This is a genomic window from Kitasatospora sp. NPDC097605, from assembly GCF_040302725.1.
In the GTDB taxonomy this organism is placed as follows: Bacteria; Actinomycetota; Actinomycetes; order Streptomycetales; family Streptomycetaceae; genus Kitasatospora.
Map to the genome: position 1 here is coordinate 97,343 of NZ_JBEOSF010000001.1, position 23,952 is coordinate 121,294.

Below are 23,952 nucleotides of genomic sequence, written 5' to 3' on the forward strand. Positions count from 1 at the left end.
TCCAAGGTCGGCCGCCCGGTGTCCCGACCGCCTGGGGCGAGGGCCGCTACCCGGCCCGCTTTTCCGCCCGGGCCGGCCCGCGCCCCGGTCCCGGGCGTCCCGGGCACGTCCCGGTCAGGGCTGCTGGTCGGCCGGGCGGCCGCCCGGCTCCAGCAGACCGCCGAGCCGCTGGAGGCGATCGCCCGCCGGGTCGGCTACGCGACCCCGTACGCGCTGTCGCGCGCCTTCAGCCGGCAGTTCGGGACGATGCCCGGCCGCTACCGGGAACGGATGGCCGCGGACTTCGCCCAACTTCGCTGACGGATGATCAAACTCTTGAATCCTCGGAGGATCCTCCAGGTTTCAACAGGCCGTCGGCGTTCACGAAGACAACGAACAGGTCGGGATCGTCCCGGGAGCGGATTTACTTATTGACGCCATATGACATGTCCGGGTTAACTCCTGCCACCTCGCCGCGTTGATGCGGCCCTGTCACGGAGGCTTCCCATGAACGCAACGACGCGTCGTGCCCTCGCCGCCACCGCCGCCGTCTCGATGGCCCTGACCCTTGCCGCCTGCGGCAAGGCGGGCGGGGACAAGAAGGACGGCGCGGACTCCGGAGACACCAGGTCCATCGGCCTGCTGCTGCCCGAGAACGCCTCCTCCACCCGCTACGAGTCCTTCGACCGCCCGTTCATCGAGGCCAAGGTCGCCTCGCTCTGCCCCGACTGCAAGGTCCGCTACAGCAACGCCGAGGGCAGCGCGGCCAAGCAGAAGCAGCAGTTCGACACCCTGATCGCCGAGGGCGTCAAGGTGATCGTCCTGGACGCCTTCGACGCCAAGTCCACCCAGGCGTGGGTCAAGGAGGCGGCGGCCAAGGGCGTCGAGGTCATCGCCTACGACCGGCTGGCCACCGGCCCGGTCGCCGCCTACGTCTCGTTCGACAACGAGAAGGTCGGCGAACTCCAGGGCCGGGCCCTGCTGGACGCCCTCGGCGCCAGGGCCGCCGAGGCCAACATCGTGATGATCAACGGCGACGAGGCCGACCCGAACGCCGCGCTCTTCAAGTCCGGTGCCCACAAGGTCCTCGACGGCAAGGTCAAGAAGGTGGTCTACGAGCAGTCCGGCGAGTGGAAGCCCACCGTCGCCGGGCAGAAGACGGGCGCCGCCATCACCCAGCTCGGCAAGGACGGCTTCCAGGCCGTCTATTCCGCCAACGACGGCATGGCCGGTGCGATCATCACCCAGCTCAAGGCCGCCGGCATCAGCGTCCCGGTCGGCGGCCAGGACGCCGGCCTCGACGCGATCCAGCGCATCGTCGCCGGCGACCAGGCCTACACCATCTACAAGGCGTACAAGCCGCTCGCCGAGAGCGCCGCCGAACTGGCCGTCAACCTGCTGCGGGGCAAGGACGTCAAGGGCATCGCCACCGGCAGCGTGGACAGCGCCACCGACCAGGGCATCCCCGCCAAGCTGCTGGAGCCCAAGGTCGTGACCACGGCCGACATCAAGGACACCGTCATCGCCGACGGCCTCTACCGGGTCGCCGAGATCTGCACCGCCGACTACGCCGCCGCCTGCGCCGCCGCCGGTCTCCAGTGACGCCCGGGCGGACCCGGCGGGCGGCAGAGCGCCCGACCGGGCCGCCCGCGCGTGCCCGTTCCCCGCCCAGCCCGTTCCTCGCCCAGCCCGTTCCTCGCCCCGCACACCCCGCAGGAGATGGTTCACGTGACAGGCGCGCCCGTACTGGCGCTGCGCGCGGTCTCCAAGCGCTTCGGCGCCGTCCAGGCCCTCACCGCCGTCGACCTCGACGTCCACGCCAGCGAGGTCCTCGCCCTGGTCGGCGACAACGGCGCCGGCAAGTCCACCCTCGTCAAGACGATCGCCGGCGTCCACCCCGTCGACGAGGGCGCCATCAGCTGGGAGGGCCGCCCGGTGCGGATCGGCCGCCCCCAGGACGCCCAGGCGCTCGGCATCGCCACCGTCTACCAGGACCTCGCGCTCTGCGACAACCTCGACGTCGTCGCCAACCTCTTCCTCGGCCGCGAGCTGCGCCGCCGCGCCACCCTGGACGAGGTCGCCATGGAACGGCGCGCCAAGGAACTCCTGGACACCCTGTCGATCCGCATCCCCAGCGTCCGGATCCCGGTGGCCGCCCTCTCCGGCGGACAGCGCCAGGTCGTCGCCATCGCCCGCGCCCTGGTCGGCGACCCGAGGATCGTCATCCTCGACGAGCCGACCGCCGCGCTCGGCGTCGAGCAGACCGCGCAGGTCCTGGACCTCGTCGAGCGGCTGCGCGAACGCGGCCTCGGCGTCATCCTGATCAGCCACAACCTGGCGGACGTCCGCGCCGTCGCCGACACCGTGGCCGTCCTGCGGCTCGGCCGCAACAACGGGGTGTTCCCGGTCGCCGGCACCTCGTCCGAGGAGGTCATCTCCGCCATCACCGGCGCCACCGACAACGCCGTCACCCGGCAACAGGCACGCATCGCGGAGGAAACCCAGTGAGCACCGGCCGGACCACCCCCGCCGGGAACGCCCCGGCCCCCGCCGCCGACCCCCGCCTGCTGGTGCGCCGCGGCGGCGCGGCCGGCTACGCCGAGGACCTGCGGCGCCGGATCCGCAGCGGCGACCTCGGCTCGCTGCCCGTCGTCCTCGGCCTGATCCTGATCGCGGTCGTCTTCCAGAGCGTCACCGGCCACTTCCTCCAGGCCGACAACCTGACCAACATCACCAAGTGGATCGCCGGCTACGGCCTGATCTCGGTCGGCGTCGTCTTCGTGCTGCTGCTCGGCGAGATCGACCTCTCGCTCGGCTCGGTGGCCGGCGCCTGCGCCGCCATCACCTCCGTGCTCGCCGTGCGGCAGGGCGTCGACGAATGGCTCGCCATCCTGCTCGGCCTGCTCGCCGCCGCCGCGATGGGCGCCCTGCACGGCTTCTTCTTCGCCCGGATCGGCGTGCCCGCCTTCGTCGTCACCCTGGCCGGCATGCTCGCCTGGAGCGGCCTGCAGGACTATGTGCTCGGCCGGCTCGGCACCGTCAACAACCTCAACGAGGGAGTCGTCGCCCACCTGGACAACCACTTCCTCGGCGACGGCGACATCGTCTTCGCCTGGCTGCTCGCCGTGCTCTCCGTCGGCGGCTTCCTCGCCGCCCAGCTGCTCACCGCCCGCCGGCGCACCGCCGCCGGCCTGCCCGCCCGGCCGGCCGGCGAGATCGCGCTGCGCACCGGCGCGCTGGCCGTGGTCGCGCTGGCCGGCGCCTGGACGCTCAACCAGGACAGCGGTCTGCCGCTGCCGCTGGTGGTGCTGCTCGGCGTGGTCGTGCTGACCGACTTCGTGCTCCGCCGCACCGCCTGGGGCCGGCAGGTCTTCGCGGTCGGCGGCGGCATCGAGGCGGCCCGCCGGGCGGGCATCAACGTCGCCCGGGTGCGGATCGCGGTGTTCATGGCCTCCGCGACACTGGCGGGCCTCGGCGGTCTGTTCATCGCCTCGCAGCAGGGCTCCGCGGACAAGCTGCTCGGCGGCGGCAACGTCCTGATGAGCGCCATCGCCGCCGCCGTCATCGGTGGGACCAGCCTGTTCGGCGGCCGCGGCAGCACCTGGTCCGCCCTGCTCGGCATGCTGGTGATCCAGTCGATCACCACCGGGCTGGACATGGTGCACGCCGCCCAGGCCATCCAGTACATGATCACCGGCGCGGTGCTGCTGGCCGCCGTGGTGCTGGACTCGGTCTCCCGGCGCACCCAGAAGTCCGCCGGCCGGGGCTGAACCGGCCGCCCCGCCACCCCGAACAGCCCGGTCCCCACCCCCACGGGGACCGGGCCCCACCCGTCCCGGAGGTGACGTTGGTCCCTGCCGCCCGTCGGACCGGGCCCGCACCCTGGAATGACGGGCCCGCCGCTCCACCCGGACGGGCGGCCCCAGCAGCGAAGCCCGGTAGCCGAGTGAGTGAGGACGTACGCCGCCCATGCCCGTCGAGACGATCGTGCACCGTCTGGTCGACGCCTTCTTCACCCACTGCCAGGAGTGCGGCGAACCCCGCGACGCCGACTGCCACCCGCAGGCCCACTGGCGGCTCTACCACGACCTCGACGCGGAGACGCTGCGCCGGATCCGCCACTGGGCGCTCGACCCGGCCAGCCGGGTCGGCACCGAGACCGAGCGCACCGTCCTGCTGCACTGGCTGGAGGCCCACGAGGTCTGACCGCCGGCCGCGGCGCGGCGCCGTCCGGTGGCGGCGGCGCGAGCATGACCTCCGGGGTAATCGCCCCCGAACCCTGTCCGGCAGGGTGATCACCGCCGGTCGGAGACGCCCTCCGACCCGGCGTGGCATCCACGGAAAGGGATCGACATGACGGTGGTGCGCCGGCTCACCCGCCGACCGGAGCGCGGAGCCCGCACCGCGCTGTTCGCGACCGCGACGGCCGCCGAGGTGGCGCTCGGCGCGGTCACCACCGCGACCGGCGCCACGGCCGGGACCTGAGGACGCCGCCGGCGGGCTCGCGCGGTGCGCCGAGCTCCGAGGGAGGATCGAGCGGCTGGAGGGCCGGCTCACCCTCCTGACCGGTACGCCGGTACGCCGGTGCGCCAGTGCGCCGGTCCGCCCGCCTCAGCCCCGCGCCAGCTCCAGGGCCTCGCGCAGCCGGCCGTCCGCTGCGGCGAGCAGCCGGGCGGCGGACGGGGCGTCCACCCCGGTGAGCACGACGAGGACGGCGTCCTTCACCTCGCCGCCGGTGGCCGCCAGCGCCCGCCGCGCCGTCTCCTCGTCCGCGCCGGTGATCCCGACGACGATCCGCCGCGCCCGCTCGCGCAGCTTGGCGTTGCCCGCGCGGACGTCCACCATCAGGTTCCCGTACGTCTTGCCGAGGCGGACCATGACCGCCGTGGAGAGCAGGTTCAGCACCAGCTTCTGCGCCGTCCCCGCCTTGAGCCGGGTCGAACCGGCCAGCACCTCCGGCCCGGTCACCACCTCGATGCCCAGGTCGGCGGCCGCGACCAGCGGTGACCCGGCGGTCCCCGCCAGCCCCACGCCCAGCGCCCCGGCGGCGCGGGCGCGGCGCACGGCCGCCACCGTGTACGGAGTGCGGCCGGAGGCGGAGACGCCCACCACGGTGTCCTCGCCGGTCAGCGCCAGCGCGTCCAGGTCGGCGGCCGCCAGCTCCGGGCGGTCCTCCGCGCCCTCCACGGCGCGCACCAGCGCCGGCGCGCCGCCCGCGATCACCCCCACCACCTGGCCCGGGGCGGTGTTGAACGTCGGCGGGCACTCGCTCGCGTCCAGTACCCCGAGCCGCCCCGCCGTCCCGGCGCCCGCGTAGACCAGCCGCCCGCCCCGGGCCATCCGCGCGGCGACCGCGTCCACCACGGCGGCGATCCGCGGCAGCTGCCCGGCCACCGCCCCGGCGACCGTGCGGTCCTCGGCGTTCAGCAGCCGCAGCAGCTCCAGCGTCCCCAGCCGGTCGAGGCCGGCCCACTCCGGGCGCACCTCCTCGGTGGCCGGACGATCGGCGTTCTCCATACCGCCTCCCTCCCCGCGCATGACCGCCGCCAACCCGGGCAGGTGCCAGGCAGGCCAGGAAGGGAGGCCCGCCATGGGCCACGAGCAGACGGTCGCCGCCCTGCTGAAACGCTTCGGCCGCACCTACGCCGACGAGGCGGGCATCACGCTCCGCGACACACCGGCCCCGCTCTACCGGCTGCTGGTGCTCACCACGCTGAGCTCGGTGCGGATCAGCGCCGACCTCGCCGTCGCGGCCGCGCGGGAACTCTCCGCGGCCGGCCTGCGCACCCCGAAGGCCATGGCCGCCTCCCGCTGGCAGGCCAGGGTGGACGCCCTCGGCCGCGCCCACTACGTCCGCTACGACGAGAGCACCGCGACCGCCCTCGGCCGCGGCGCCGACCTGCTGCTCGACCGCTGGCACGGCGACCTCCGCCGGCTCCGCGACGAGGCCGACGGCGACCCGGCCCGGATCGCCGACCTGCTCCGCGAGTTCCCCCGGATCGGCCCGGTCGGCGCGGGCATCTTCTGCCGGGAGGCCCAGGCCGTCTGGCCGAGCCTGCGCCCCTCCTTCGACGAGCGCACCCTGCGAGCGGCCGCCGACCTCGGCCTGCCTGACACCCCTTCCACCCTCGCCGCCCTGACCCCACCCGACGACCTCGCCCGCCTCGCCGCCGCCCTCACCCGTGCCAGCCTGAGCCACACGCGCCCCGGCGAGCTGCTCGCGGCGTAGCCCGTGCGGAGTGCTACTCCGAGCCGTCGGTGGTCCAGGCCGCCACGGCGGCGGCGACCTCGGCAGGACTCCGGCCGGTGGTGGTGAACTCCCGCTCCACCATGCACCGGAGTTCCTCGGCGTCCTTGACCGCGTCCTCGATCCGGTCCGGATCCCACCCACGGGCGGCGAGGCGGTCCCGTCGGTCCGCGTCGGCGCAGTCGAGGCGTGCCCAGACGGCGCGCGGCGGCTCCACGGCGTCCCCGGACGCGTCCTGCCATTCGCCCGGCGTCAGGGGACAGAGGATCACGACGGGCCCGCCGGCCCGGAGCATCATGGCCGCGATCCTCACCCAGAGCCGGTTGTAGGCGGGCCACACGGGGCTCGCCGGGGGAGAGGTGATGTCGACCCCGAGCAGCCGGCCGTCCGGCTCCGGCAGCTCGTCGAAGTCGGCACAGCCGAACGGGTACGCCCCCAGGTGCCGCAGGAGCGTCGACTTCCCGGCCCCCGGCGCACCGGTGATGATGTGAAGCTTCGGCAACCGGCTTCCCTCCCCGATGTCCCAGCAGCCGTCCCGTTCGCCACCTTACCGCCGGGGTCGAAGCCCGTTTCCTCCCGCCGTGAACGCGGGTGCCTCACGGCCGACACCGAGCGCCGTATCAGTGTCCTCCTCCGATCGCTTCACCCGGACCGGAACGAGGGATTGCGCGTCCCACGCTGGTATGACGACGCGGTCTCCCACTCCGGCTCCGGCCCGGGCGCCTCGACCACGGCCACATCCTCACCCTTCACCTGTGCACCTCTGCGAGCCGGCCGTGAGCACGGCAGCCGAGGAGGGAATCCGGCCCGACGGGGAGGGGCTCGGCCGTAACGCTCGGGTGGGCGATAGTAGTGGGCTGGTTCGGCAGATGGGGAGGTCCGGGGGCGGCTGAGTGGTCGCCGTGATACGACCCGGGGATCAGTGGTCGGAGGCGGATCGGCGGGTGGCGAGCGGAGGCGGATCAGGGGGTGGGGGTCAGGTGGGTGACCAGGGCGCGGGCGATCTCGGTGGGGAGGGACGGGTGGGCGGCGGCGACTTCGGCGAGGTGGGGGTGGTCGCCGGTGAGCAGGTCGAGGAGGAGGGACCGGGGGAGGGACGGGTGGGCTGCGGCGATCGGGCGGGCCTGGCCGTCGGCCAGGCAGGCGGCCAGGGCGGGCGGCGGGGCCGAGGGATGGCGGGCGATCTCGCGGAGCGCCTTCCGCACGGGCGGGCGGTGGTGGGCCAGGTCGGTGAGCAGGGCCGGGGAGGCGTCCGGATTGGTGGCCATCCGGGCGGCGACGCGCACGCCGTGCCGGGTGAGCATGGCGCGGAGCAGCGGCTCGGGCAGGCCGGGGTGCGGGGCGATCGCCTTCAGCACCTCGGCGTCCGGGTCGGCGGCCAGGGCGTCGCGGATCGCGGGTGGCAGGTCGCGGCGTTCGGCGACCAGCATCCGGACGGCCGGTTCCGCCGAGACGGCGAGTTCGGCGACCTCGGCGGGGGAGGCGGCCGCGACCCGGGGCAGCAGGATCGGCAGGCTCCGAGCCCGGGCCGCCAGTCCGGTGAGCACGTCGAGCGGCAGCCGTGGGTGGCGGCACAGCTGCCGCCCGACGTCGCCGTCCTCGTCCTCGGCCAGGACGCGGATCACCTCCTCGTCGATCGCCGGGTTCCCGGCGAGCGCGCGGCGCACGACCGGTTCCGGGTCGGCGGCGAGCCGGCGGTACGGCTCGGCCGGCAGATCGGTGCGGGCGGCGAGTTCGGCGCGCACCAGCGGTGAGGGGTCGTCGGCGTACCCCGCGGCGGTGGACGCGGGCAGGGCGGGGTGGGCGAGGACGGCGACGGTGATCCCCTCCCGGCCGGACCCGTCGTCGCCGGTGAGCAGCTCCGCCAGGACCGCCGGCGGCGTCCGGTCGTTGAAGGCGACCGCGCGGCGGACGGCGGTGTGCGGGTGGCGGGCGAGCTGCGCGGTGAGCGCGGGTGGGGCCGCGAGGGCGAGTTCGGCGACCACGTCCGGGTCCTGGTCCTCGCCGAGGCGCCGCAGCACGTCGTCCGGCAGGTCGGGGCAGCCGGCGAGCCGTCCGCGCCGCCCGGGGTCCGGGTCGGCCGCGAACCGCCGCGCCCAGTGCGGCCGGCCCTCGCCGCGCTCCAGCAGGGCGAGCGCGGCGTCGGGCCGGGCCTCCGGGTCGACGTCCCCGGCGGTCAGCCGGCCGTCCTGGGCGAGCCAGGCGGCGGCGTCCTCGCCGGCTGCGGCGAGTGCCAGCAGCTGCGGACGGTCGAGGCCCTCCCGGTCGGTGAGCTCGTGGGCGAGGTCCTCGGCGAGCGACGGGTCGGTGGTGGCCGCCGCGAGGGCGATCAGCCGGTCGACCGGCTCGGCGGGCAGGGCGGGGTTGGCGGCGAGGCCGCACAGGACGCGGTCGGGGTGGAGCACGGTGATCACCCGGACATCCTGCCCGGTCCCCGGCGGGCGCGCGTCCACGCTCGGGCCATCGAGGTCAGGTCATCGAGCTCAGGCCATCGAGCTCAGGCCATCCAGAAGAAGACCGCCGTCATCCGCCGGTCCTCCAGAGTCAGGCCGTGGTACGAGGTGGCGCTGTGGATGAGGTTGGCGTGGTAGACCAGCAGGCGGTTGTAGCGGTTGGGGACGCGGACGTCCTCGGTGAAGGCGTCGGCGGGGACGCGGCGGGTGCCGAGGGCCTCGACCAGGTTGCTGTGCGGGGCGGTGACCAGGTTGCCGCCGAGGCGCCCGCCGGGGAACCGCTGCCGGTAGAAGCCGGTGCCGGCGCCCTCGGGGGCGCCGGGGCTCAGGTAGAGGACGGCCGCGTAGCGGCAGAGCGCCCGGGAGTCGGTGTGCGGGCGCGGCTCCGACTCGGCGGCGCCGACGAGTTGGACGCAGTTGTGGTTCAGGGTGCCGCCGCCCGGGGCGCTCTGCACCCAGAGCCGCGGCGCCCCGGTGGCTTTGCGGACGAGCGCCTCGACCCGGGCCAGTTCGGCCGCGTCGAGGCCGGGCATGGTCCGCAGCCCGGGCCAGGTCTCCGGGCGGTAGGGGTAGCCCTCGGCCCAGTCGTTCCGGTCGAGACAGCGGCGCCGGACGGCGTCCGGGTCCGGCAGCACGTCGTCGAACACCCAGTAGTCGCGGCCGGGGGTGGGCTTGCGGTACGGCAGGACGGGAAGGGGGGCGGTCCGTCCGGCGGACAGTGGAGGCATGCGCTGACCATAGGATTCGCCGCCCCCAACGTTCTGCCGTGAGCAGGTCAACCTTTCGTCAAAGTCACCGCCGTCGGCGGAAGCGTGACTGGGGTCAGCACTGCCCGTCGGCGAGGACGTAGTAGTCGGGGCCGGTCTGCCGCAGGGTGTGCACGGTGAAGGTGTTCCACAGGCCCATCGCCTGCCCGGAGCCCCGTGCGGACACCAGTCCGCCGGCCTGCGTCGCCCGGCCGGCCGCCACCTGGTGGTAGTTGTCGGTGGTGAAGCACGGCGAGCCGCCGCCGGGCGTGGTGACGGTGACGGTGGCCGAGCGGGCGCCGACGGTGCCGTCGGCGGCGACCGCCGCCACCGCGTAGCCGTAGGAGGTGCCGGCGCTCAGCCCGCCGTCGGTGTGGGCGGTGCCGGTCGGGCGCGCGACCAGGACGCCGTCCCGGAACACCTGGTAGGAGGCGGCGCCGCTGACGGCCTGCCAGCCGAGCGCGACGGTGGTGCCGTCGGTGGGTGTGGCCGTCAGGCCGGTCGGCGCGGGCAGTTCGGGGACGGTCGGTCCGTCGCCGGTGAGGCCCCAGAACCGCGCGGTGTGGTAACCGGAGCAGATCGTGTCGAGGAAGTACGGGCCGGTGGCGCCGCACCGGTCGGTGCCCGCGCCGGGGGCGACCGCCAGTCCGTGCCCCATGCCCGCGATCGAGTACACGGCGACGGCGGTGCGGCCGGAGGCGTCCGGATAGCTGGTCTCGGTGGTGCCGCCGGGCAGGCTGCGGGTGCCGGACGGGGTGCGGCCGATGCCCCACACCTCCGTCCACTGGTCGCGCAGTTCGCTGGCGTTGACCGGCCGGACGGTGGTGTCCGCCGTGCCCTGCCAGATCGCCACCCGGGGCCACGGCCCGGCGTACCCGGGGTAGGCGCGGCGGACCTTCTCCGCCCACTGGGCGGGGCTGAGGCCCTGGTCGCTGTTCTGGCAGGACGAGGCCGCGGACTGCGTGGTCGCGCAGTGCGCCGGCAGGCCGGAGGCGATCGAGCCGCCCGCGAAGACGTCGGGGTAGTCGGCCAGCAGGTCCGCCGCCAGGCCGCCCCCGGCGGAGAGGCCGGCGACGAACACCCGCTGCCGGTCCGAGCCGAACAGCGAGCCGGCCTTGGCGGCCATCTGCACCACGGAGGCGGCCTCGCCGACGCCCCGGGCGGACTGGGCGGCGTCGAACCAGCGGAAGCAGGAGAGCGGGTTGTTGGCCGGGCCGGTCTGCGGGAACACCACGGCGAAGCCGTAGCGGTCGGCGAGTTCCGGCCAGCCGGAGTGCCGGTAGTAGTCGTCGGCGCTCTGGACGCAGCCGTGCAGGGCCACCACCAGCGGTGCGCCCGAGGGCAGGCCGGCCGGGGCGTAGGTGTACATCGCCAGGTTGCCGGGGTTGCTGCCGAAACCGGTGACCTGCTGGAACACGCCGGACGCGGCGGGGACGGCGGAGGGGACGAAGACGGTGGAGGGGGCGGGGACGGCGACCGCGCGGGCGGAGGCCGCGGGAAGCAGGAACGCGGCGGCGGCCAGCAGGGCACCGGCGATCCGCCGCACGGGCCGGACGGAACGGCGGGCGGAACGGCGGGCGGAACGGAGGACGGGCGGCGCGGTGGGGGACACGGTGGGGGACACGGCCATCGGGGACTCCAAGGTGGGGGAGGAGCACGGACGCTGTCGGGCAGCGTGGCGCAGCCGGCGGCCCGTCACCATGTGGCGGGCGTCCCTCCTCGACCGCCCGGACATGGCCGACGCCGCCATGGCGCGCCGTCCGGGCGGAGCGTGAACGAGGTCGGGGTCACCCTTGATCGCGCGCCGGGCGAGGGGAAAAGGTGGTGGCATGACCACCTTCGAGATCGATCCCGCCGGCCCGTCGGCCGACGGGGAGCCGCGCACCCGCACCCACGAGTGGCGGGCCGGTCCGCCCATCTCCGCGTTCCCGCACCTCACCGGCGAGGAGATCCTCCGGGAGATGATCGCCGGCCGGATCCCGCAGCCGGCCATCGGGAGCACCATGGGCTTCCGGCTGGTGGAGGCCGGGCCCGGGACGGCCGTCTTCGAGGGCGAGCTCGGCGACCACCTCTTCAACCCGATGAACACCGTCCACGGCGGCTACCTGGCCACCCTGCTGGACTCGGCGCTGGGCTGCGCCGTGATGAGCCGGCTGCCGGCCGGCGTCGGCTACACCACCACCCAGCTGAACGTGCACATGGTGCGGCCGCTGTTCGCCGATTCGGGGCCGGTGCGCTGCGAGGGCGTCGCGCTGCACGTCGGCCGGACGATGGCGACCGCCGAGGCGCGGATCCTCGGCTGCCAGGACGGCCGGCTGTTCGCGCACGCGACCACCACCTGCGCCGTCCTCGCCCCGCGCGGCGCCGGCTGACGCACGCGCACGGGCCCCGGTGGTCACCCGCGCACCAGGACGCGCGGACGGCCACCGGGGCCCGTCGGCCGCGCCGCCGCACTCGGGCGGCGCTCAGAGCTTCACTTCGCTCAGCGCCTCACTAGGCTCCGAAGGTCGCGGCGAGCAGCCCGACGACGGCGAGGAAGCCGCAGATCCCCAGGTTGACCAGCTTGTGGGAGAGGAAGACGGCCGCGAACTCGCGGATCGTCGCGCTCGGCCAGTAGTACCGGGCGGTGGGCGAGCCGAAGACCTGGCCGGTGACGCCGGTCTTGCGGGCCATCAGGGCGGCCCGGAAGGCGTGGAAGTTGTTGGTGACGATGACGCAGCGGTAGTCGGGCTTGGCCTGCTCCATGATCGTCCTGCTGAACAGCAGGTTCTCCTCGGTGGTTCGCGAGCGGTCCTCGCGCTCCAGGTGCTCGGCCGGGAAGCCGCGCTCCACCAGGTAGTCCGCCATCGCGTGGGACTCCGGCAGCTTCTCGTCCGGGCCCTGGCCGCCCGAGGTGATCAGCACCGGCGGGTTGCCGCGCGCGGCCTGCTTCTCGTAGACCTCCCGGCCGCGCTCCAGCCGGCTGGCGAGCAGTGGCGGCACCCGCTCCCCGCCGATCAGCCCGGAGCCCAGCACCACCACGAAGTCGACGTCGCCGCGCGGCCGGTGGCGCTGGTAGAGGAAGGCGTAGCCGACGAAGCAGACGAAGAGGAAGGAGAGGTAGCCGACCACCAGCAGCGCCGTCGCGGCGAGGATGCCGAGGCGCTCGGAGTCAGTGATCACCGCCGCGGCGAACAGGGCGATCAGCCCGAGGATGCCGAGGCCGGCCAGCAGCGACAGCAGGTTCGCCGGGCGCCACCCCTCCTTGCGGATCATCGTCAGCCCGTTGGAGAGCAGGAACCAGACCAGGGCGACGGTGCCGGCGGTCGGCAGCAGGGCGATCACGGCCACGGCCAGCTCGGCGACCAGGGTGGGCGCCCGGCGCAGCTCGGCGATCAGCGCGAGGGCGAGGAAGGAGACCGCGATGCCGAGCAGGACGGCGTTGCTGAACCGGCGGCGGTCGCGAAGGACTCCGATCCCGCAGAGGAGGAAGAAGAAGGCCGCGGGGGCATAGGCGATCATGCCCGTATCGTAGGGTTCCGCCGGACCGGGTCGGCGGGGGCCTCCCGGTCGGTGGGCCGCATGCCGGAAATGTCCGGTTCGGCCTCTCCGTCCGCGACGTCGGGGCTTCCCGCACCGTCCGTTCCGCCCGTCCGCCCGACCCGGCGGACGCCCGGGACGGCCGCCGTCCCGGCGCAGGCGAGCGCGACCAGCGCGGCGGTGACCAGCAGCGGCCCGGTGCTGCCCCAGGCGTCGGCGGCCAGCGGCGCGAGCGTGTACCCGAGCGGAGCGGCGGCCAGCGACAGCAGCCAGTCGTAGGAGGTCACCCGGGCCAGGACCTGGGGCGGGAACTCCTGCTGAACCACCGTCTGCCACACCGGGCTGAGGAAGCCGAGCCCCGTCATCGCCAGGGTGTACGCGGCCACCGTGACCGGGGCCGGCGCCGCCACCGCGAGCGCGGCCAGCGGCAGGGCGTACAGCGCCAGGCCCAGGTTGGCGACCAGCACCGGCCGCCGCGGCCGGTAGCGGCCGGCGAGCAGCGATCCGGCCAGCACCCCGCACGCGGCGGCCTGGGTCATGGCGATCCACACGCCCTCGCCGCCCAGCCGCCGGGTGGCGATCAGCGGGCCGAGGGTGAGCAGGACGGCGGCCGCGCCGTTCCAGACGCCGTGGCCGACCAGGCTCGTCCAGTACCAGTCGCGCGAGCGCACCTCGCTCCACCCGCGCAGCAGGTCGGTGCGCAGCGAGCGGCGCTCGCCGGGGGTGTGCCGGACCTGCAGCCGGGTCAGCAGCGCCGCGCTGACCAGGAAGGAGGCGCCGTCCAGCAGGAACGCCCAGCCGGCGCCGGCCGTCCAGACCAGCACCCCGGCGAGCGCCGGACCGCCGAGCCGGGCGGCGTTGGCGGCCGAGGCGAGCAGCGCGTTGGCCCGCATCCGCTGCGGCCCTTCCACGGTGGCGGCGACCAGCGGCGTCGCCGTCGGTATGGCGAACGCGGAGGCGATCCCGCCGAGCGCCTCGGCGGCCGCGATCGGCGCCAGCCGGGGCTGGTCGGCGAGGAGTTCGAGGCCGACGGCCACCTGGGCGGCGGCCCGGACCAGGTCGGTGACGAGCGCGACCAGCCGGGGGTTGACGCGGTCCCCGACGACACCGCCCAGGGGGAGCAGCAGCAGGCGCGGCACCATCGCGCAGCCCAGCACGAGGGCGAGCGCGCCGGAGGAGCCGGTCGCCCGGGTGACGGCGAGGGCGAGCGCGGCGGGGACGACGGCGTCGCCGAGGGTGGAGACCGTCCGGCCGAGGAAGAGCAGCCGGAAGTCGCGCAGTCGTAGCGGGTGCTGATTCAGGGTCACGGACGGGACTGTATTTCGGTACCGAAATTTCGGCAACGAAATATCAGCGGCCCGAAATCCGCAGCTCACGGACGCCTAGACTCGGGGCATGACACGCGCGACCCACCGGGCGGTGGCCGACCGGCCCCGGGACTGGACCGACGGCCACGTCGAACGCTGGCGGCCGGTGCTGCCGCAGCTCGACCCGGACGTCGAGGGCGCCGTCACCCGGATGAGCAAGCTCACCCGCCACCTCGGCCGGGTCCGCGAGCAGGGCGTGGCCGACTACGGCCTGCAGAAGCACGAGTTCGACACCCTGCACGGGCTGGCCGGCCGCGGCGGCCGGGCCACCCCCTCCGAACTGCGCGCCGACCTCAACCTGGCGCCGGCCTCGGTGACCGGCCGTCTGGAGGCGCTGGAACGGCGCGGATTCCTCGTCCGCACCCCCTCCAGCGACGACCGCCGCCGGGTCGACGTCGAACTCACCGAGGCGGGCCGGCTCGCCTGGCGGAAGGCGCTGGACGTCGTCGGCCGCGAGGAGCAGCGCCTGCTCGGCGTCCTCACCCCGGCCGAGCGGCGCCAGCTCTCCGACCTGCTGCGCCGCGTCCTGCTGGCCGCCGAGCAGCCGGCACCGGAGGCCGGGGCCGGTGACGGGGCCGGTGCTGGGGCTGGGGCTGGGACCGGGGCCGACCGCCAGGAGGCCGGGGGCCGGCACGCCTGAGGCGCCGGCCCGTCAGTTCCAGGGCCCGACGGTCAGGCGGATCCGGGCGTCCGGGCCGAGGATCGGCCGGGTGGTGGCCGGCAGCGGGACGTGGGCGAGCCAGGCGCCGGCCCGAGGGTCCTCGTCGGGCAGCGGGTCGCCGGTCGGGGTGAGGTCCCGGATCGCCCCGGGCACCTCCGAGTTCCAGTGCGCCCAGGCGGCCGGCCGCGGGCCGCCGGTGTCCACGTCGACGATCAGCGTGTCCGAGAAGTCTGCGGTCTGCTCCAGGTGGTCGCCGAAGCCGAAGAGCCCGTGGGTCTCGCGCAGCGAGAGCAGGTTCAGGTCGAGGACGAACCGCAGCGGTCCCGCCTCCTCCGGACGGAGCCGGCTGGCGAGGAAGGCGGTCGCCAGCGGCACGGCGCCGTCCCCGGCGGTGGCGGCCCGCGCCCGCACGCTCGCCTCGGTCGGGTCGGAGAGCTGGACCGGGCACCAGTGCGGGGCGGATCGTTCGTGCATCAGCACCGGCAGTCCGCGCACCGTGAGCCGGACCTCCGCCTGCCAGGTGACCTCGTCCTCCTCGGGCAGCCGTACATCGACGAGATCGGTGGCGGCCCGCAGGTCGCCGAACAGGAAGCGGCGCAGGTTCTGGTAGCCCTCCTCGGAGTTGACCAGCCCGTAGGAGCCGCTGTGGCTGCGGTACGCGAACGCCCGGTGGGCGCCGGTGACCTGGGCGTTCTCGATCTGCACCAGGCCGTCGCTGCGAGGGCCGACCGCCTCGGCCGAGACGCCGTGTCCGACGTCGTAGTCCCGGGAGTTGGTGCCGACCATGCAGAAGATCCGGTCGAGCGGGAAGCGGCCGGCGGCGTCCGCGGGCCCGCCGCTGCCGTCGTCGTCGGGGACGTCCACCGCCCGCCAGCCGTCCGGCGGCCCGTCCGGGTCGGGGTCCGGGGTGAGGTACTGGTACATCCGCTCGGGGCCGAAGATGTCGGAGCCGTTGATGTTGAACAGGTCGCGCAGCGCCTCCGGGACCCCGAAGCCGACCGCGAAGGTGATGCCGCCGTGCGGCGTTCCGTAGGTGAACAGCTTCGCCACGTAGTCGGTGGCGCGTTGGCCGCGCTCGACCGGGATGATCTTCTGCAGCAGGCAGCGGCAGATCAGCCCGCCCATCGAGTGGGCGACCAGGTTCACCCGGCGCGCGCCGGTGCGCTCCCGCACGTGGTCGATCAGCTTCAGCAGGTCCCGGGCGGCGGTCTCCAGGTCGAACGACCGGGCCTGGCCGCCCCAGCTGCCGGAGCAGACGTCGTAGAAGCGGTGGATCCAGATGCTCTCCGGGGGAGGGGCCTCCTCCTTCTCCGCCCGCGGGCCGCCCTCGACCACGATGTGGTAGCCCTCGTCGAGGTGCAGGCGCAGTAATGGGCTTTCGAACTGGTAGAGAACGGGGTTGTCCTGGCGGCCGACGCGGATGTGCGTCGAGCCCTGGTTGAATCCGTAGAACGGATCCGTCACGGCCTTCTCGATCCCGGGGGTGCCTCCGGCGTATCCCCGGACGTAGATGATCGGGAGCCCGGCGGACGGCGTGCTCATGGCCGGCCTGCCCTCTCCGCGGCCGGCACCGGCCGGCACCGGCCGACCCGTTGGGATGGGAACCTCTCCCCCCAGTGTCGGCGGCCGGCGCCGGCCTGTCACCCCTGGCTGCGGACCGTTGAGGGCCCGTCACTGCCCGTGCGGGCCGACCGGTCGGCGAAGCGCTCGATCGCCGCGAGGACGGCCTCGCCGGTGGCGGGGGAGCCGGTGTGCCCGGCGTCCTGGATCACCGTCAGCTCGGCGTCCGGCCAGGCCTTGGCGAGCGCCCAGGCGGTGTCCAGGGGGCTGTCGAGGTCGAGCGCGCCGTGGATCAGCACGCCGGGGATGCCGGCCAGCCGGTGCGCGTCGCGCAGCAGCTGTCCGGGCTCCAGGAAGGCCCGCCGGGAGAAGTAGTGCGCGGTGATCCGGACGAAGGCCGTCAGCGCCTCGGGGGGCCGGGCCGTGTAGGCGTTCGGGGAGCCCGTCGTCTCGTGGGCGATCACCGCGTCCTCCCAGGTCGCCCAGGCGGTGGTGGCCGCGCGGCGGACGGACTCGTCCGGGTCGTTCAGCAGCCGGTCGTACGCGGCGAGCAGGTCGCCGTCGCGGTCCTCGGGCGGCAGCGCGTCGCGGAAGGCCTCCCAGGGGCCGGGCAGCAGCCGTCCGACACCCCGGTAGAGCCAGTCGATCTCCTCCGGCCTGGTCGTGGTGACGGCGCTGAGCACGATCTCCGACACCCGCCCGGGGTGTGCCTGGGCGTAGGCGAGGATCAGCGTGGAGCCCCAGGAGCCGCCGAACATCAGCCACCGCTCGATGCCCAGGTGCTCGCGCAGCCGCTCCAGGTCGGCGACGAGGTGCGCGGTGGTGTTGTGCTCCAGGCTGGTCGCCGGGTCGGCGGCGTGCGGCTCGCTGCGGCCGCAGTTGCGCTGGGAGAACAGCACGAGCCGGTAGCGGGCGGGGTCGAAGTACTTCCGATTGCGGGCGTTGAGCCCGGATCCCGGTCCGCCGTGCACCACGACGGCCGGCTTGCCGTCCGGGTTGCCGGACACCTCCCAGTGGATCCGCTGCCCGTCGCCGACGTCCAGCAGGCCCTCCGCGTACGGCTCGCCGAAGGGGTGGAACACGGTCATGCGGGTGCCTCCTCGGGGGGACCTGTCGTGCCGGGCGCCCCGCGACCCTAGCCGTCCCGGCGGCGACGGTCGAACGGGTTTCGGTCGCCGCCCGGGACGGTCAGCGCTGCTCGGACGGGAGAAGCGCCGCCAGCCCGTCGAGGATGCGTTCGAGACCGAAGGCGAACCGGGCGTCGAGATCGGGTCCGGTGAGGTCGTCGGCCATCGCGACCAGGCGGGGGAACTCGGCGGCCGGCAGCGCCCGGAACCGCTCGGCGGCGGCGTCCGCGAGCTCGCGCCGGCCGGTGCCGGTGGTCTCGGCCGCCGCCATCGGGGACTGCTCCTGGAGCACGAAGCCCTGCACGTACGCGCCGAGCAGGTAGGACACCATGGCGGCGTCGGCGGCCGAGAACCCGGCCACGCGCAGCCGGTCGAGCTGGTCCTCCATCAGGTGCAGCAGGTTGGGGCCGGGCGCGAGGCGGCCCGCCACCACCTTGGCCGCGTCCCGCCGGCCGAGCAGGTGGGCGCGGTAGCGCTCGCAGTAGCCGCGCAGCTGGACGCGCCAGTCGCCGGTGCGCGGCGGGGCCTCGACGTCGGCCATCAACGCGTCGTTGAGGAGGTCCAGCAGCTCTTCCTTGTTGCGGACGTGCCAGTACAGCGAGGCGGCCTTGACCCCCACCTCGGCGGCGACCTTGCGCATCGACAGGCCGGCCAGGCCGTCGCGCTCCAGCACCCGCAGCGCGGCCCGGGCGAGCGCCTCGCGGGTGAGTCCGGGCTGGGCGTCGTCGTCCTCGTCGGCCGGCATGGGTCCCTCGCTGTTCCTCGGGCGGGCTGCGATCGCACTTGCAATCTAACACCGTTAGGTGCACGCTGTCCTCCGTCGAAACCGGTCCCTAACACCGTTAGGGACTCACTGTCGAACAGGCCGGCGAAAAGGCCGTGGAACCGGGAGGACCATCCGATGGGGGAGACCGAGGGGCCCGCGGGCGCCCGGCGCCGCCGGCTCGCGCTCGCGACGCTCTGCATCACCATGTTCATGTCCATGCTGGACAACGTCATCGTCAACAACGCCCTGCCCCGCATCGGCCGGGACCTCGACGCCGGCATCACCGGCCTCCAGTGGGTGGCCGAGGGCTACAGCCTGGTCTTCGCCGCCCTGCTGCTCACCGGTGGCGCGCTCGGCGACCGCTACGGCCGCACCGCCGTCTTCCGGCTCGGCCTCGCCCTGTTCACGGTCGGCTCGGCCGCCGCCGCGCTCGCCGGGACCGTCGGCGCGCTGGTCGCCGCGCGGATGCTCCAGGGCGTCGGCGCCGCCCTGCTGACCCCCGGCAGCCTCGCGATCCTGCGGCACGTGTTCACCGACGAGCGCGAGCGCACTCGGGCGATCGGGACGTGGTCCGGGGTCTCCGCGCTCGGCCTCTCGGTCGGCCCGGTGGTCGGCGGGCCCATGGTCGAGGCCTTCGGCTGGGCGAGCGTGTTCTGGATCAACGTGCCGATCGGCGCAGCCGCGCTCGTCCTCTCCGGCCGGGTGCTGCCCGCGGTCCCGGGCCGGGCCCGCCGCGTCGACCTCGGCGGCCTGGTGCTCTCCGCGGCCGGCCTCGGCGCCGCCGTCCACACCCTCGTCGAGGGCCCCGAACGCGGCTGGATGGACCCCCGGGTGCTCACCACGGCGGTGCTCGCGGTGCTGCTGCTGACCGGCTTCCTCCTGCTCGAACGGCGGATCGCCGAGCCGATGCTGGACCTGCGGCTGTTCCGCGACGGCGTGCTCGGCGGCGCGCTGCTCGGCGGGTTCACGGTGAGCTTCGGGATGTTCGGCGCGCTGTTCTTCCTGCCGCTGCTGATGCAGGGCGTACTGGACTGGTCCCCGACGGCCGCCGGCCTCGCCGGCCTGCCGATGACGGCGATGATCGTCGTCGCCGGCCCCCTCTCGGCCCGGCTGACCGGCCGTCACGGCCCCCGGCTTCCCCTGGTGCTGGGCACCGCGCTGTGCGCGCTCGGCCTCGCCGGCCTCTCCCTGTACGGCGAGCAGGCCCGCTACGCCGAGTACCTGTGGACGCTGTTCGTGCTCGGGCTGGGCATGGGGATGACGTTCACCCCGGTCTCCATCGCCGTCCTCCAGCGGGTCGCCCCCGAGCGGATGGGCACCGCCTCCGCCACCGTCAACACCCTGCGCGAACTCGGCGGCGTCCTCGGCATCGCCGTCCTCGGAGCCGTGCTGACCCACCGCCTGACGACCGGGCTGACCGCCTCGCTGACCGGCCTCGGCCTCCCGCCGGACGCCCTCGGCCGCACCACCGACACCCTGGCCACCGTCACCACCGCCCCGGGCGACCCGGTCCCCGCCCCGGTCCGGCAGGCCGTCGAGCACGCCTTCACCGAGGGCATCCAGCTCGCCCTGCGCTGCGGCTCGGCGGCCCTGGCGGCGGCCGCCGTCCTGGTCGCCCTGCTGCTCCGCGGCTCCGGCCGGCCGCCGGCGCCGCCCGCCGCCCGCTCCCGCGCGCAGACCCCGGCGGGCGGGCGGACGAGCCGGGCGCGGACGAGCTGAGCACGGACGGCGCGCGGGGGAGGGAGACAGCCGGTCGGCGGAAGACGGCGGTCGCGTGGACGTCCAGCGCTGCCCGCAGCGGGGTTCCAGCCCTGGATCGTGCGGCCGGAGTCGGTCATGGCGCCGGCCGTCACGGTGCCCTGGTGCTCCGGCTTCAGCCGGGTCCAGGTGTCCTGGCGCGGTTGGTCGAGGACGGGTCGCAGGTCGGCGAGTTCGGAGCCGGCCACCACCGATGGCTCCTCCGCCTCGGACCCGATGCCGCCGCCGTGGGTCCTTCGACCACCGGGCCGTCGGACGCGGCCGGCGCGGCAGCAGCGGGATCCGGGAGTGCGTGCGGCGGCCGAAGGGGTGCGTTCACCGGACGGCTCCCCTCGGTCGCCTCGGCCGCCGTCGTTCAGCGGATTCCCTCCACCGCGCTCTGGGCGGTGCGGGCCAGGGTCCTGCGGGCCTCCCAGGGGTGGGCCGGGTCGGTGGGCGGGGCCGGGAGCGCCGGGCGGAAGGCCAGCTCGGCGACCAGGCCCCGGACGGCGACGACCCGGGCCAGGGAGGTGAGCAGGCCGTCCTCGCCGACGAAGGCGGGGGCGCTGGTGGGGCGGCCGTCGGCCAGCCGGTAGCGGATGGCCACCGGCTGGACCGGGGCGCCGGACTGGACGGCGGCCTCGAAGAAGGCCGGGCGGAAGCGGCCGCTCTCCCGGCCGCACCAGGTGGAACCCTCCGGGAAGACGATCACGGGCCGGCCGGCCCGCAGCCCCTCGGCCACCTCGGCGACGGTCGCCGGCAGGGTGCGCAGCCGGTCGCGGTCGAGGAAGACGGTGCCGCCCCAGGCGATCAGCGGGCCGAGCACGGGCCAGTGGCGCACCTCGGTCTTGGCCAGCGAGCGGCCGGGGCGGGCGGCGGCGATCAGCGGGATGTCCAGCCAGGAGACGTGGTTGGCCACCAGCAGCGCCCCGTCCCCGGCGCCGGCCCCGGGGGCGGGCTCGATCCGCACCGCGACCCCCAGCGAGCCGAGCAGGCCGCGCGCCCAGAACCGGGCGAGCCGCTCGCGCGTCCCGCGCGGCAGTGCCCGCGCCGGCAGGCAGAGCGCGACCCCTGCCGCGAGCACCACCAGGCAGGCGGCCAGCCGCAGCACCCGCCGGGGGAGGGCGACGGTGGGCGCGGGGTCGGTCAGGCAGGCCTCCGGGGTGCAGGAGGCCGTCGGCAGCCAGACGCTCATGAGGCCTGTTCCGTGGCCGGCGCCGCCGCCGTGCCGACGCCGCCCACGCCGGAGAGGAAGTGCCGCAGGTAGCGCGGGTCGGTCCGCTCCAGGGAGAGCAGCACGTACAGGTCGACGCAGTTGAAGTCCGGGTCGTACGCGGGCTCACCGCAGACCCAGGCGCCGAGCCGCAGGTAGCCGCGGAGCAGGGCCGGCAGCGGTGCCTTCCGGGCCCGCGCCACGCCGGTGGCGTCCCAGGGGCGGTGCGGGGTGACCCGGTACTGCTCGGGGGCCAGGTGCTTGGCGGTGACGGTGTCCCGGACCCGGGCGGCGGTGGCGCCGCCGTCGTCCAGGGAGATCGAGCAGCAGCCGCCCACCCAGGTGTTGCCGGTGTCGGCGAGGTAGCGGGCGATGCCGCCCCACATGAGGTTGATCACGGCCCCGTTGCCGCGGTGCTCGGCGGCGATGCAGGAGCGGCCGAGCTCGACCAGGCCGTCGCGCAGCGGGGCGAGTCCGGTGAGGTCGAACTCGCCGTCGGAGTAGAGCCGGCCGGCCCGGCGGGCGGCCTCGGGGCGCAGCAGGCGGTAGGTGCCGACGACCGCGCCGTCCTCGCCCTCGCGGACGAGCAGGTGGTCGCAGAACTCGTCGAACGGGTCGACGTCCAGGCCGGGCACGGTGCTGTGCAGGGAGGCGCCGAGCTCGTCGGCGAAGACCTGGTGGCGCAGCCGCTGGGCGGCACGGACGTCGTCCTCGTCGCGGGCCAGGGAGACGGTGTAGACGGCCGAGGCGGAGCCGGCCGCGCCCTCCTGGCGCGGGGCGGGCACCGCGGCGGCCGGGGCGGGGGTGACTGCGGACGGAGCGTACGAAGGGACAGTGGTCATGGCGGACCCTCCAGGGCAGCACGGACGACGGCGGCCACGGGGTTTCCGTGGCACCGGCCCGGCCAGGCCCGTACGGTTGACGGGACTGCGAACCGGCACCCGTATGTCTCTCCAAGTCGGCTGGCGTCCACGTTGCGGTTCGGCGGAGCGCAGATGTGCACCTGCTGAATGCGGCCACCCGACGCGTGCGCGTCATCTGCCGGGCACCAGGACGCCGCCCCGTCCTCCGCCGGATGGGGTGGATTCCGGGGGCGGTACTCTGCTGGAGCCTCGCCGGCGGCATGACCGGGACCCCGGTGCGCCGCGCCCCGCCGGGGTACGGCGGGGCGGGGCGCGGCGGGGCCGAGGGGAGGTCAGTAGGCCTGCCAGCCCCGCGGGTCGAGGCCGCCCGGGATGACCTCGGCCGGGCCGTAGGGCTCGCGGGTGAACACGAAGGAGCCGATGTCCAGGTGGCTCACCGAGCCGTCGGCGGCCCGCACCACGCGCAGCGTCTCGCCCGCGTAGTAGTCGTCGAGGCCGGTCCAGGTGCCGTCGTCCTCGGGGCGGAACCGGGAGCCGCGGCCGCCGTCGGCGAGCAGCGCGAGCTCCAGCGTCCGCCCGGCCGCCAGCCGCAGGGCGTGCGGGGCGGCGCCCCAGTACCAGGGGCCGGTGAGGGCGAGGAGCTCCTCGTCGACCTCGGGCAGCGGGCGCCACGGCTCGGGGAACCGGGGCTCGTGCTGCGCGGTGATGGCGATCAGGTCGGTGGCGACCTGTCCGGTGCGGGAACCGTGGGTGGCGTTGGCGAAGGCGAGCGCGGCCAGGCCGTCGGCCTCGCTGATCCACAGGCCGGCGGTGAAGCCGGGCATCGAGCCGCCGTGCCCGAACAGGGTGCGGCCGTCGCGGCGGATCAGCTGGAGGCCGAGGCCGTAGGTCTCGGTCCAGTCGTCGGTGTCCGGGGCGACGGCGGGGCGGCGCATCTCGGCCAGGGTGTCGGCGGAGAGCACCTTCTCGTTGCCGCCGGCCAGGAAGGCGGCCCAGCGGGCGAGGTCGGCCGCGGTGGACCAGAGCTGGCCGGCCGGGGCCATCAGGCCGTTGTCGGTGAGCGGCTCGGGCAGCATCACGTCGGCCCAGGGGTGGACGGCGAAGCCGCCGGCGTGCGGCTGCTCGGGGAGCAGGGTGGTGCGGTCCATGCCGAGGGGTTCCAGGACCTCGCGGCGCAGCACCTCGCCCCAGGGCTCGCCGCGCAGCCGCTCGACCAGCGCGCCGACCAGCGCGAAGGTGGGGTTGGAGTAGTGGTGCAGCCGCCCGACGGGGTGGCGGCGCGGCCGCTCCTCCTCCAGGAGGTCGGCGAGGGCCGGGCGCAGCGCGCCGTCGGTCCGCTCCCACCACGGGCTCGGGGTCTCGGAGGCGAGGCCGGCCGAGTGCGAGAGCAACTGGGCGACGGTGGCGCCGTCGGCGGGGGTGCCGGGCAGGTGGCGCTCGACCGGGTCGGCGAGGTCGAGCAGGCCCTCGTCGCGCAGCCGCATGACGAGGACGGCGGCGAAGGTCTTGGTGATCGAGCCGATCCGGTACTGCACGTCGGTGGTGGGCGCGTGGCCGTCGACCATGCTGCGGGCGCCGCTCCAGACCAGCCGTCCGTCCCGGACCACGGCGGCGACCATCGAGGGGGTGCGGCCCTCGGACTGGGCGACGGCCAGACGGTGCAGCAGCGCGCGGCGGGTGGTGGGGAGCAGTTCGTCGGACAGGTCGGTCATCT

22 protein-coding genes and 1 pseudogene are annotated in these 23,952 nt (G+C 75.1%); 10 read left to right on the top strand and 13 right to left on the bottom strand.

Annotated elements, in window-relative coordinates; all coding sequences use genetic code 11:
- Positions 1–135: 135 nt before the first annotated feature.
- From ABTX81_RS39575 to ABTX81_RS00460, 6 genes and pseudogenes are all read left to right on the top strand, one after another.
- Positions 136–300 (top strand): annotated as a pseudogene (locus tag ABTX81_RS39575) (helix-turn-helix domain-containing protein); the annotation flags it as partial.
- Positions 301–486: 186 nt separating this feature from the next.
- On the top strand, positions 487–1,581 hold the full coding sequence (locus tag ABTX81_RS00440; protein ID WP_350540672.1) for a sugar ABC transporter substrate-binding protein: 1,095 nt from the start codon (positions 487–489) through the stop codon (positions 1,579–1,581).
- Positions 1,582–1,698: 117 nt separating this feature from the next.
- Positions 1,699–2,487: an ATP-binding cassette domain-containing protein gene (locus ABTX81_RS00445; protein WP_350540673.1), complete on the top strand. Its 789-nt coding sequence runs from the start codon at positions 1,699–1,701 to the stop codon at positions 2,485–2,487.
- Positions 2,484–3,749, top strand: a complete 1,266-nt coding sequence (locus ABTX81_RS00450; protein ID WP_350540674.1) for a sugar ABC transporter permease — start codon at positions 2,484–2,486, stop codon at positions 3,747–3,749. The genes ABTX81_RS00445 and ABTX81_RS00450 overlap by 4 nt, the downstream gene beginning before the upstream one ends.
- A gap of 199 nt (positions 3,750–3,948) precedes the next feature.
- Positions 3,949–4,185, top strand: a complete 237-nt coding sequence (locus tag ABTX81_RS00455) for a hypothetical protein (protein ID WP_350540675.1) — start codon at positions 3,949–3,951, stop codon at positions 4,183–4,185.
- Between the two features lie 147 nt (positions 4,186–4,332).
- Positions 4,333–4,464: a hypothetical protein gene (locus ABTX81_RS00460; protein WP_350540676.1), complete on the top strand. Its 132-nt coding sequence runs from the start codon at positions 4,333–4,335 to the stop codon at positions 4,462–4,464.
- A gap of 126 nt (positions 4,465–4,590) precedes the next feature.
- Here ABTX81_RS00460 and murQ read toward each other — a convergent pair whose 3' ends face one another.
- Positions 4,591–5,496 (bottom strand): N-acetylmuramic acid 6-phosphate etherase, encoded by a 906-nt coding sequence (gene murQ / locus ABTX81_RS00465; RefSeq protein ID WP_350540677.1) that lies wholly within the window; start codon positions 5,494–5,496, stop codon positions 4,591–4,593.
- A 73-nt stretch (positions 5,497–5,569) separates the two neighbouring features.
- Between murQ and ABTX81_RS00470 the strand changes: the two genes are divergently transcribed.
- Positions 5,570–6,208 (top strand): endonuclease, encoded by a 639-nt coding sequence (locus ABTX81_RS00470; protein WP_350540678.1) that lies wholly within the window; start codon positions 5,570–5,572, stop codon positions 6,206–6,208.
- Between the two features lie 13 nt (positions 6,209–6,221).
- Here the strand turns inward: ABTX81_RS00470 and ABTX81_RS00475 are convergent, their stop codons facing one another.
- From ABTX81_RS00475 to ABTX81_RS00490, 4 genes are all read right to left on the bottom strand, one after another.
- Positions 6,222–6,728, bottom strand: coding sequence for an ATP-binding protein (locus tag ABTX81_RS00475; RefSeq protein WP_350540679.1), 507 nt, complete (start codon positions 6,726–6,728; stop codon positions 6,222–6,224).
- Between the two features lie 460 nt (positions 6,729–7,188).
- Complete coding sequence (locus ABTX81_RS00480; RefSeq protein ID WP_350540680.1) at positions 7,189–8,640, bottom strand: hypothetical protein; 1,452 nt, start codon at positions 8,638–8,640, stop codon at positions 7,189–7,191.
- An 83-nt stretch (positions 8,641–8,723) separates the two neighbouring features.
- Complete coding sequence (locus ABTX81_RS00485; protein WP_350540681.1) at positions 8,724–9,407, bottom strand: DUF6445 family protein; 684 nt, start codon at positions 9,405–9,407, stop codon at positions 8,724–8,726.
- Between the two features lie 94 nt (positions 9,408–9,501).
- Entirely contained in the window at positions 9,502–11,055 is a 1,554-nt protein-coding gene (locus tag ABTX81_RS00490; RefSeq protein WP_350540682.1) for an extracellular catalytic domain type 1 short-chain-length polyhydroxyalkanoate depolymerase, read from the bottom strand.
- Positions 11,056–11,254: 199 nt separating this feature from the next.
- Here ABTX81_RS00490 and ABTX81_RS00495 point away from each other — a divergent pair, with 199 nt between their 5' ends.
- Positions 11,255–11,797 carry a PaaI family thioesterase gene (locus tag ABTX81_RS00495; protein WP_350540683.1) on the top strand — a complete coding sequence of 181 codons (543 nt, stop codon included), beginning with the start codon at positions 11,255–11,257 and terminating at the stop codon, positions 11,795–11,797.
- Between the two features lie 121 nt (positions 11,798–11,918).
- Here ABTX81_RS00495 and ABTX81_RS00500 read toward each other — a convergent pair whose 3' ends face one another.
- Together ABTX81_RS00500 and ABTX81_RS00505 are read right to left on the bottom strand one after the other, a co-directional pair.
- The gene (locus tag ABTX81_RS00500; protein ID WP_350540684.1) at positions 11,919–12,926 is read right to left on the bottom strand and encodes a YdcF family protein; all 1,008 of its coding nucleotides are present in this window, start codon (positions 12,924–12,926) and stop codon (positions 11,919–11,921) included.
- Entirely contained in the window at positions 12,923–14,245 is a 1,323-nt protein-coding gene (locus tag ABTX81_RS00505; RefSeq protein WP_502892685.1) for an MFS transporter, read from the bottom strand. The genes ABTX81_RS00500 and ABTX81_RS00505 overlap by 4 nt, the downstream gene beginning before the upstream one ends.
- A 94-nt stretch (positions 14,246–14,339) precedes the next feature.
- Between ABTX81_RS00505 and ABTX81_RS00510 the strand changes: the two genes are divergently transcribed.
- Entirely contained in the window at positions 14,340–14,951 is a 612-nt protein-coding gene (locus ABTX81_RS00510) for a MarR family winged helix-turn-helix transcriptional regulator (RefSeq protein ID WP_350540686.1), read from the top strand.
- 12 nt (positions 14,952–14,963) lie between these two features.
- On the opposite strand, the gene ABTX81_RS00515 is transcribed toward ABTX81_RS00510, so the two are convergent.
- The 3 genes from ABTX81_RS00515 to ABTX81_RS00525 all read right to left on the bottom strand — a co-directional run bounded on the left by ABTX81_RS00515 (position 14,964) and on the right by ABTX81_RS00525 (position 18,404).
- Positions 14,964–16,514 carry an esterase/lipase family protein gene (locus ABTX81_RS00515; RefSeq protein ID WP_350540687.1) on the bottom strand — a complete coding sequence of 517 codons (1,551 nt, stop codon included), beginning with the start codon at positions 16,512–16,514 and terminating at the stop codon, positions 14,964–14,966.
- A gap of 98 nt (positions 16,515–16,612) precedes the next feature.
- Positions 16,613–17,620, bottom strand: a complete 1,008-nt coding sequence (pip, locus tag ABTX81_RS00520; RefSeq protein WP_350540688.1) for a prolyl aminopeptidase — start codon at positions 17,618–17,620, stop codon at positions 16,613–16,615.
- Between the two features lie 100 nt (positions 17,621–17,720).
- Positions 17,721–18,404 carry a TetR/AcrR family transcriptional regulator C-terminal domain-containing protein gene (locus tag ABTX81_RS00525; RefSeq protein ID WP_350540689.1) on the bottom strand — a complete coding sequence of 228 codons (684 nt, stop codon included), beginning with the start codon at positions 18,402–18,404 and terminating at the stop codon, positions 17,721–17,723.
- A 156-nt stretch (positions 18,405–18,560) separates the two neighbouring features.
- Here ABTX81_RS00525 and ABTX81_RS00530 point away from each other — a divergent pair, with 156 nt between their 5' ends.
- Entirely contained in the window at positions 18,561–20,144 is a 1,584-nt protein-coding gene (locus tag ABTX81_RS00530; RefSeq protein WP_350540690.1) for an MFS transporter, read from the top strand.
- A gap of 394 nt (positions 20,145–20,538) precedes the next feature.
- On the opposite strand, the gene ABTX81_RS00535 is transcribed toward ABTX81_RS00530, so the two are convergent.
- The 3 genes from ABTX81_RS00535 to ABTX81_RS00545 all read right to left on the bottom strand — a co-directional run bounded on the left by ABTX81_RS00535 (position 20,539) and on the right by ABTX81_RS00545 (position 23,950).
- The gene (locus ABTX81_RS00535; protein WP_350540691.1) at positions 20,539–21,357 is read right to left on the bottom strand and encodes a lysophospholipid acyltransferase family protein; all 819 of its coding nucleotides are present in this window, start codon (positions 21,355–21,357) and stop codon (positions 20,539–20,541) included.
- Positions 21,354–22,217 (bottom strand): GNAT family N-acetyltransferase, encoded by an 864-nt coding sequence (locus ABTX81_RS00540; protein ID WP_350540692.1) that lies wholly within the window; start codon positions 22,215–22,217, stop codon positions 21,354–21,356. The genes ABTX81_RS00535 and ABTX81_RS00540 overlap by 4 nt, the downstream gene beginning before the upstream one ends.
- A gap of 353 nt (positions 22,218–22,570) precedes the next feature.
- Entirely contained in the window at positions 22,571–23,950 is a 1,380-nt protein-coding gene (locus ABTX81_RS00545) for a serine hydrolase domain-containing protein (RefSeq protein ID WP_350540693.1), read from the bottom strand.
- Positions 23,951–23,952: the final 2 nt, after the last annotated feature.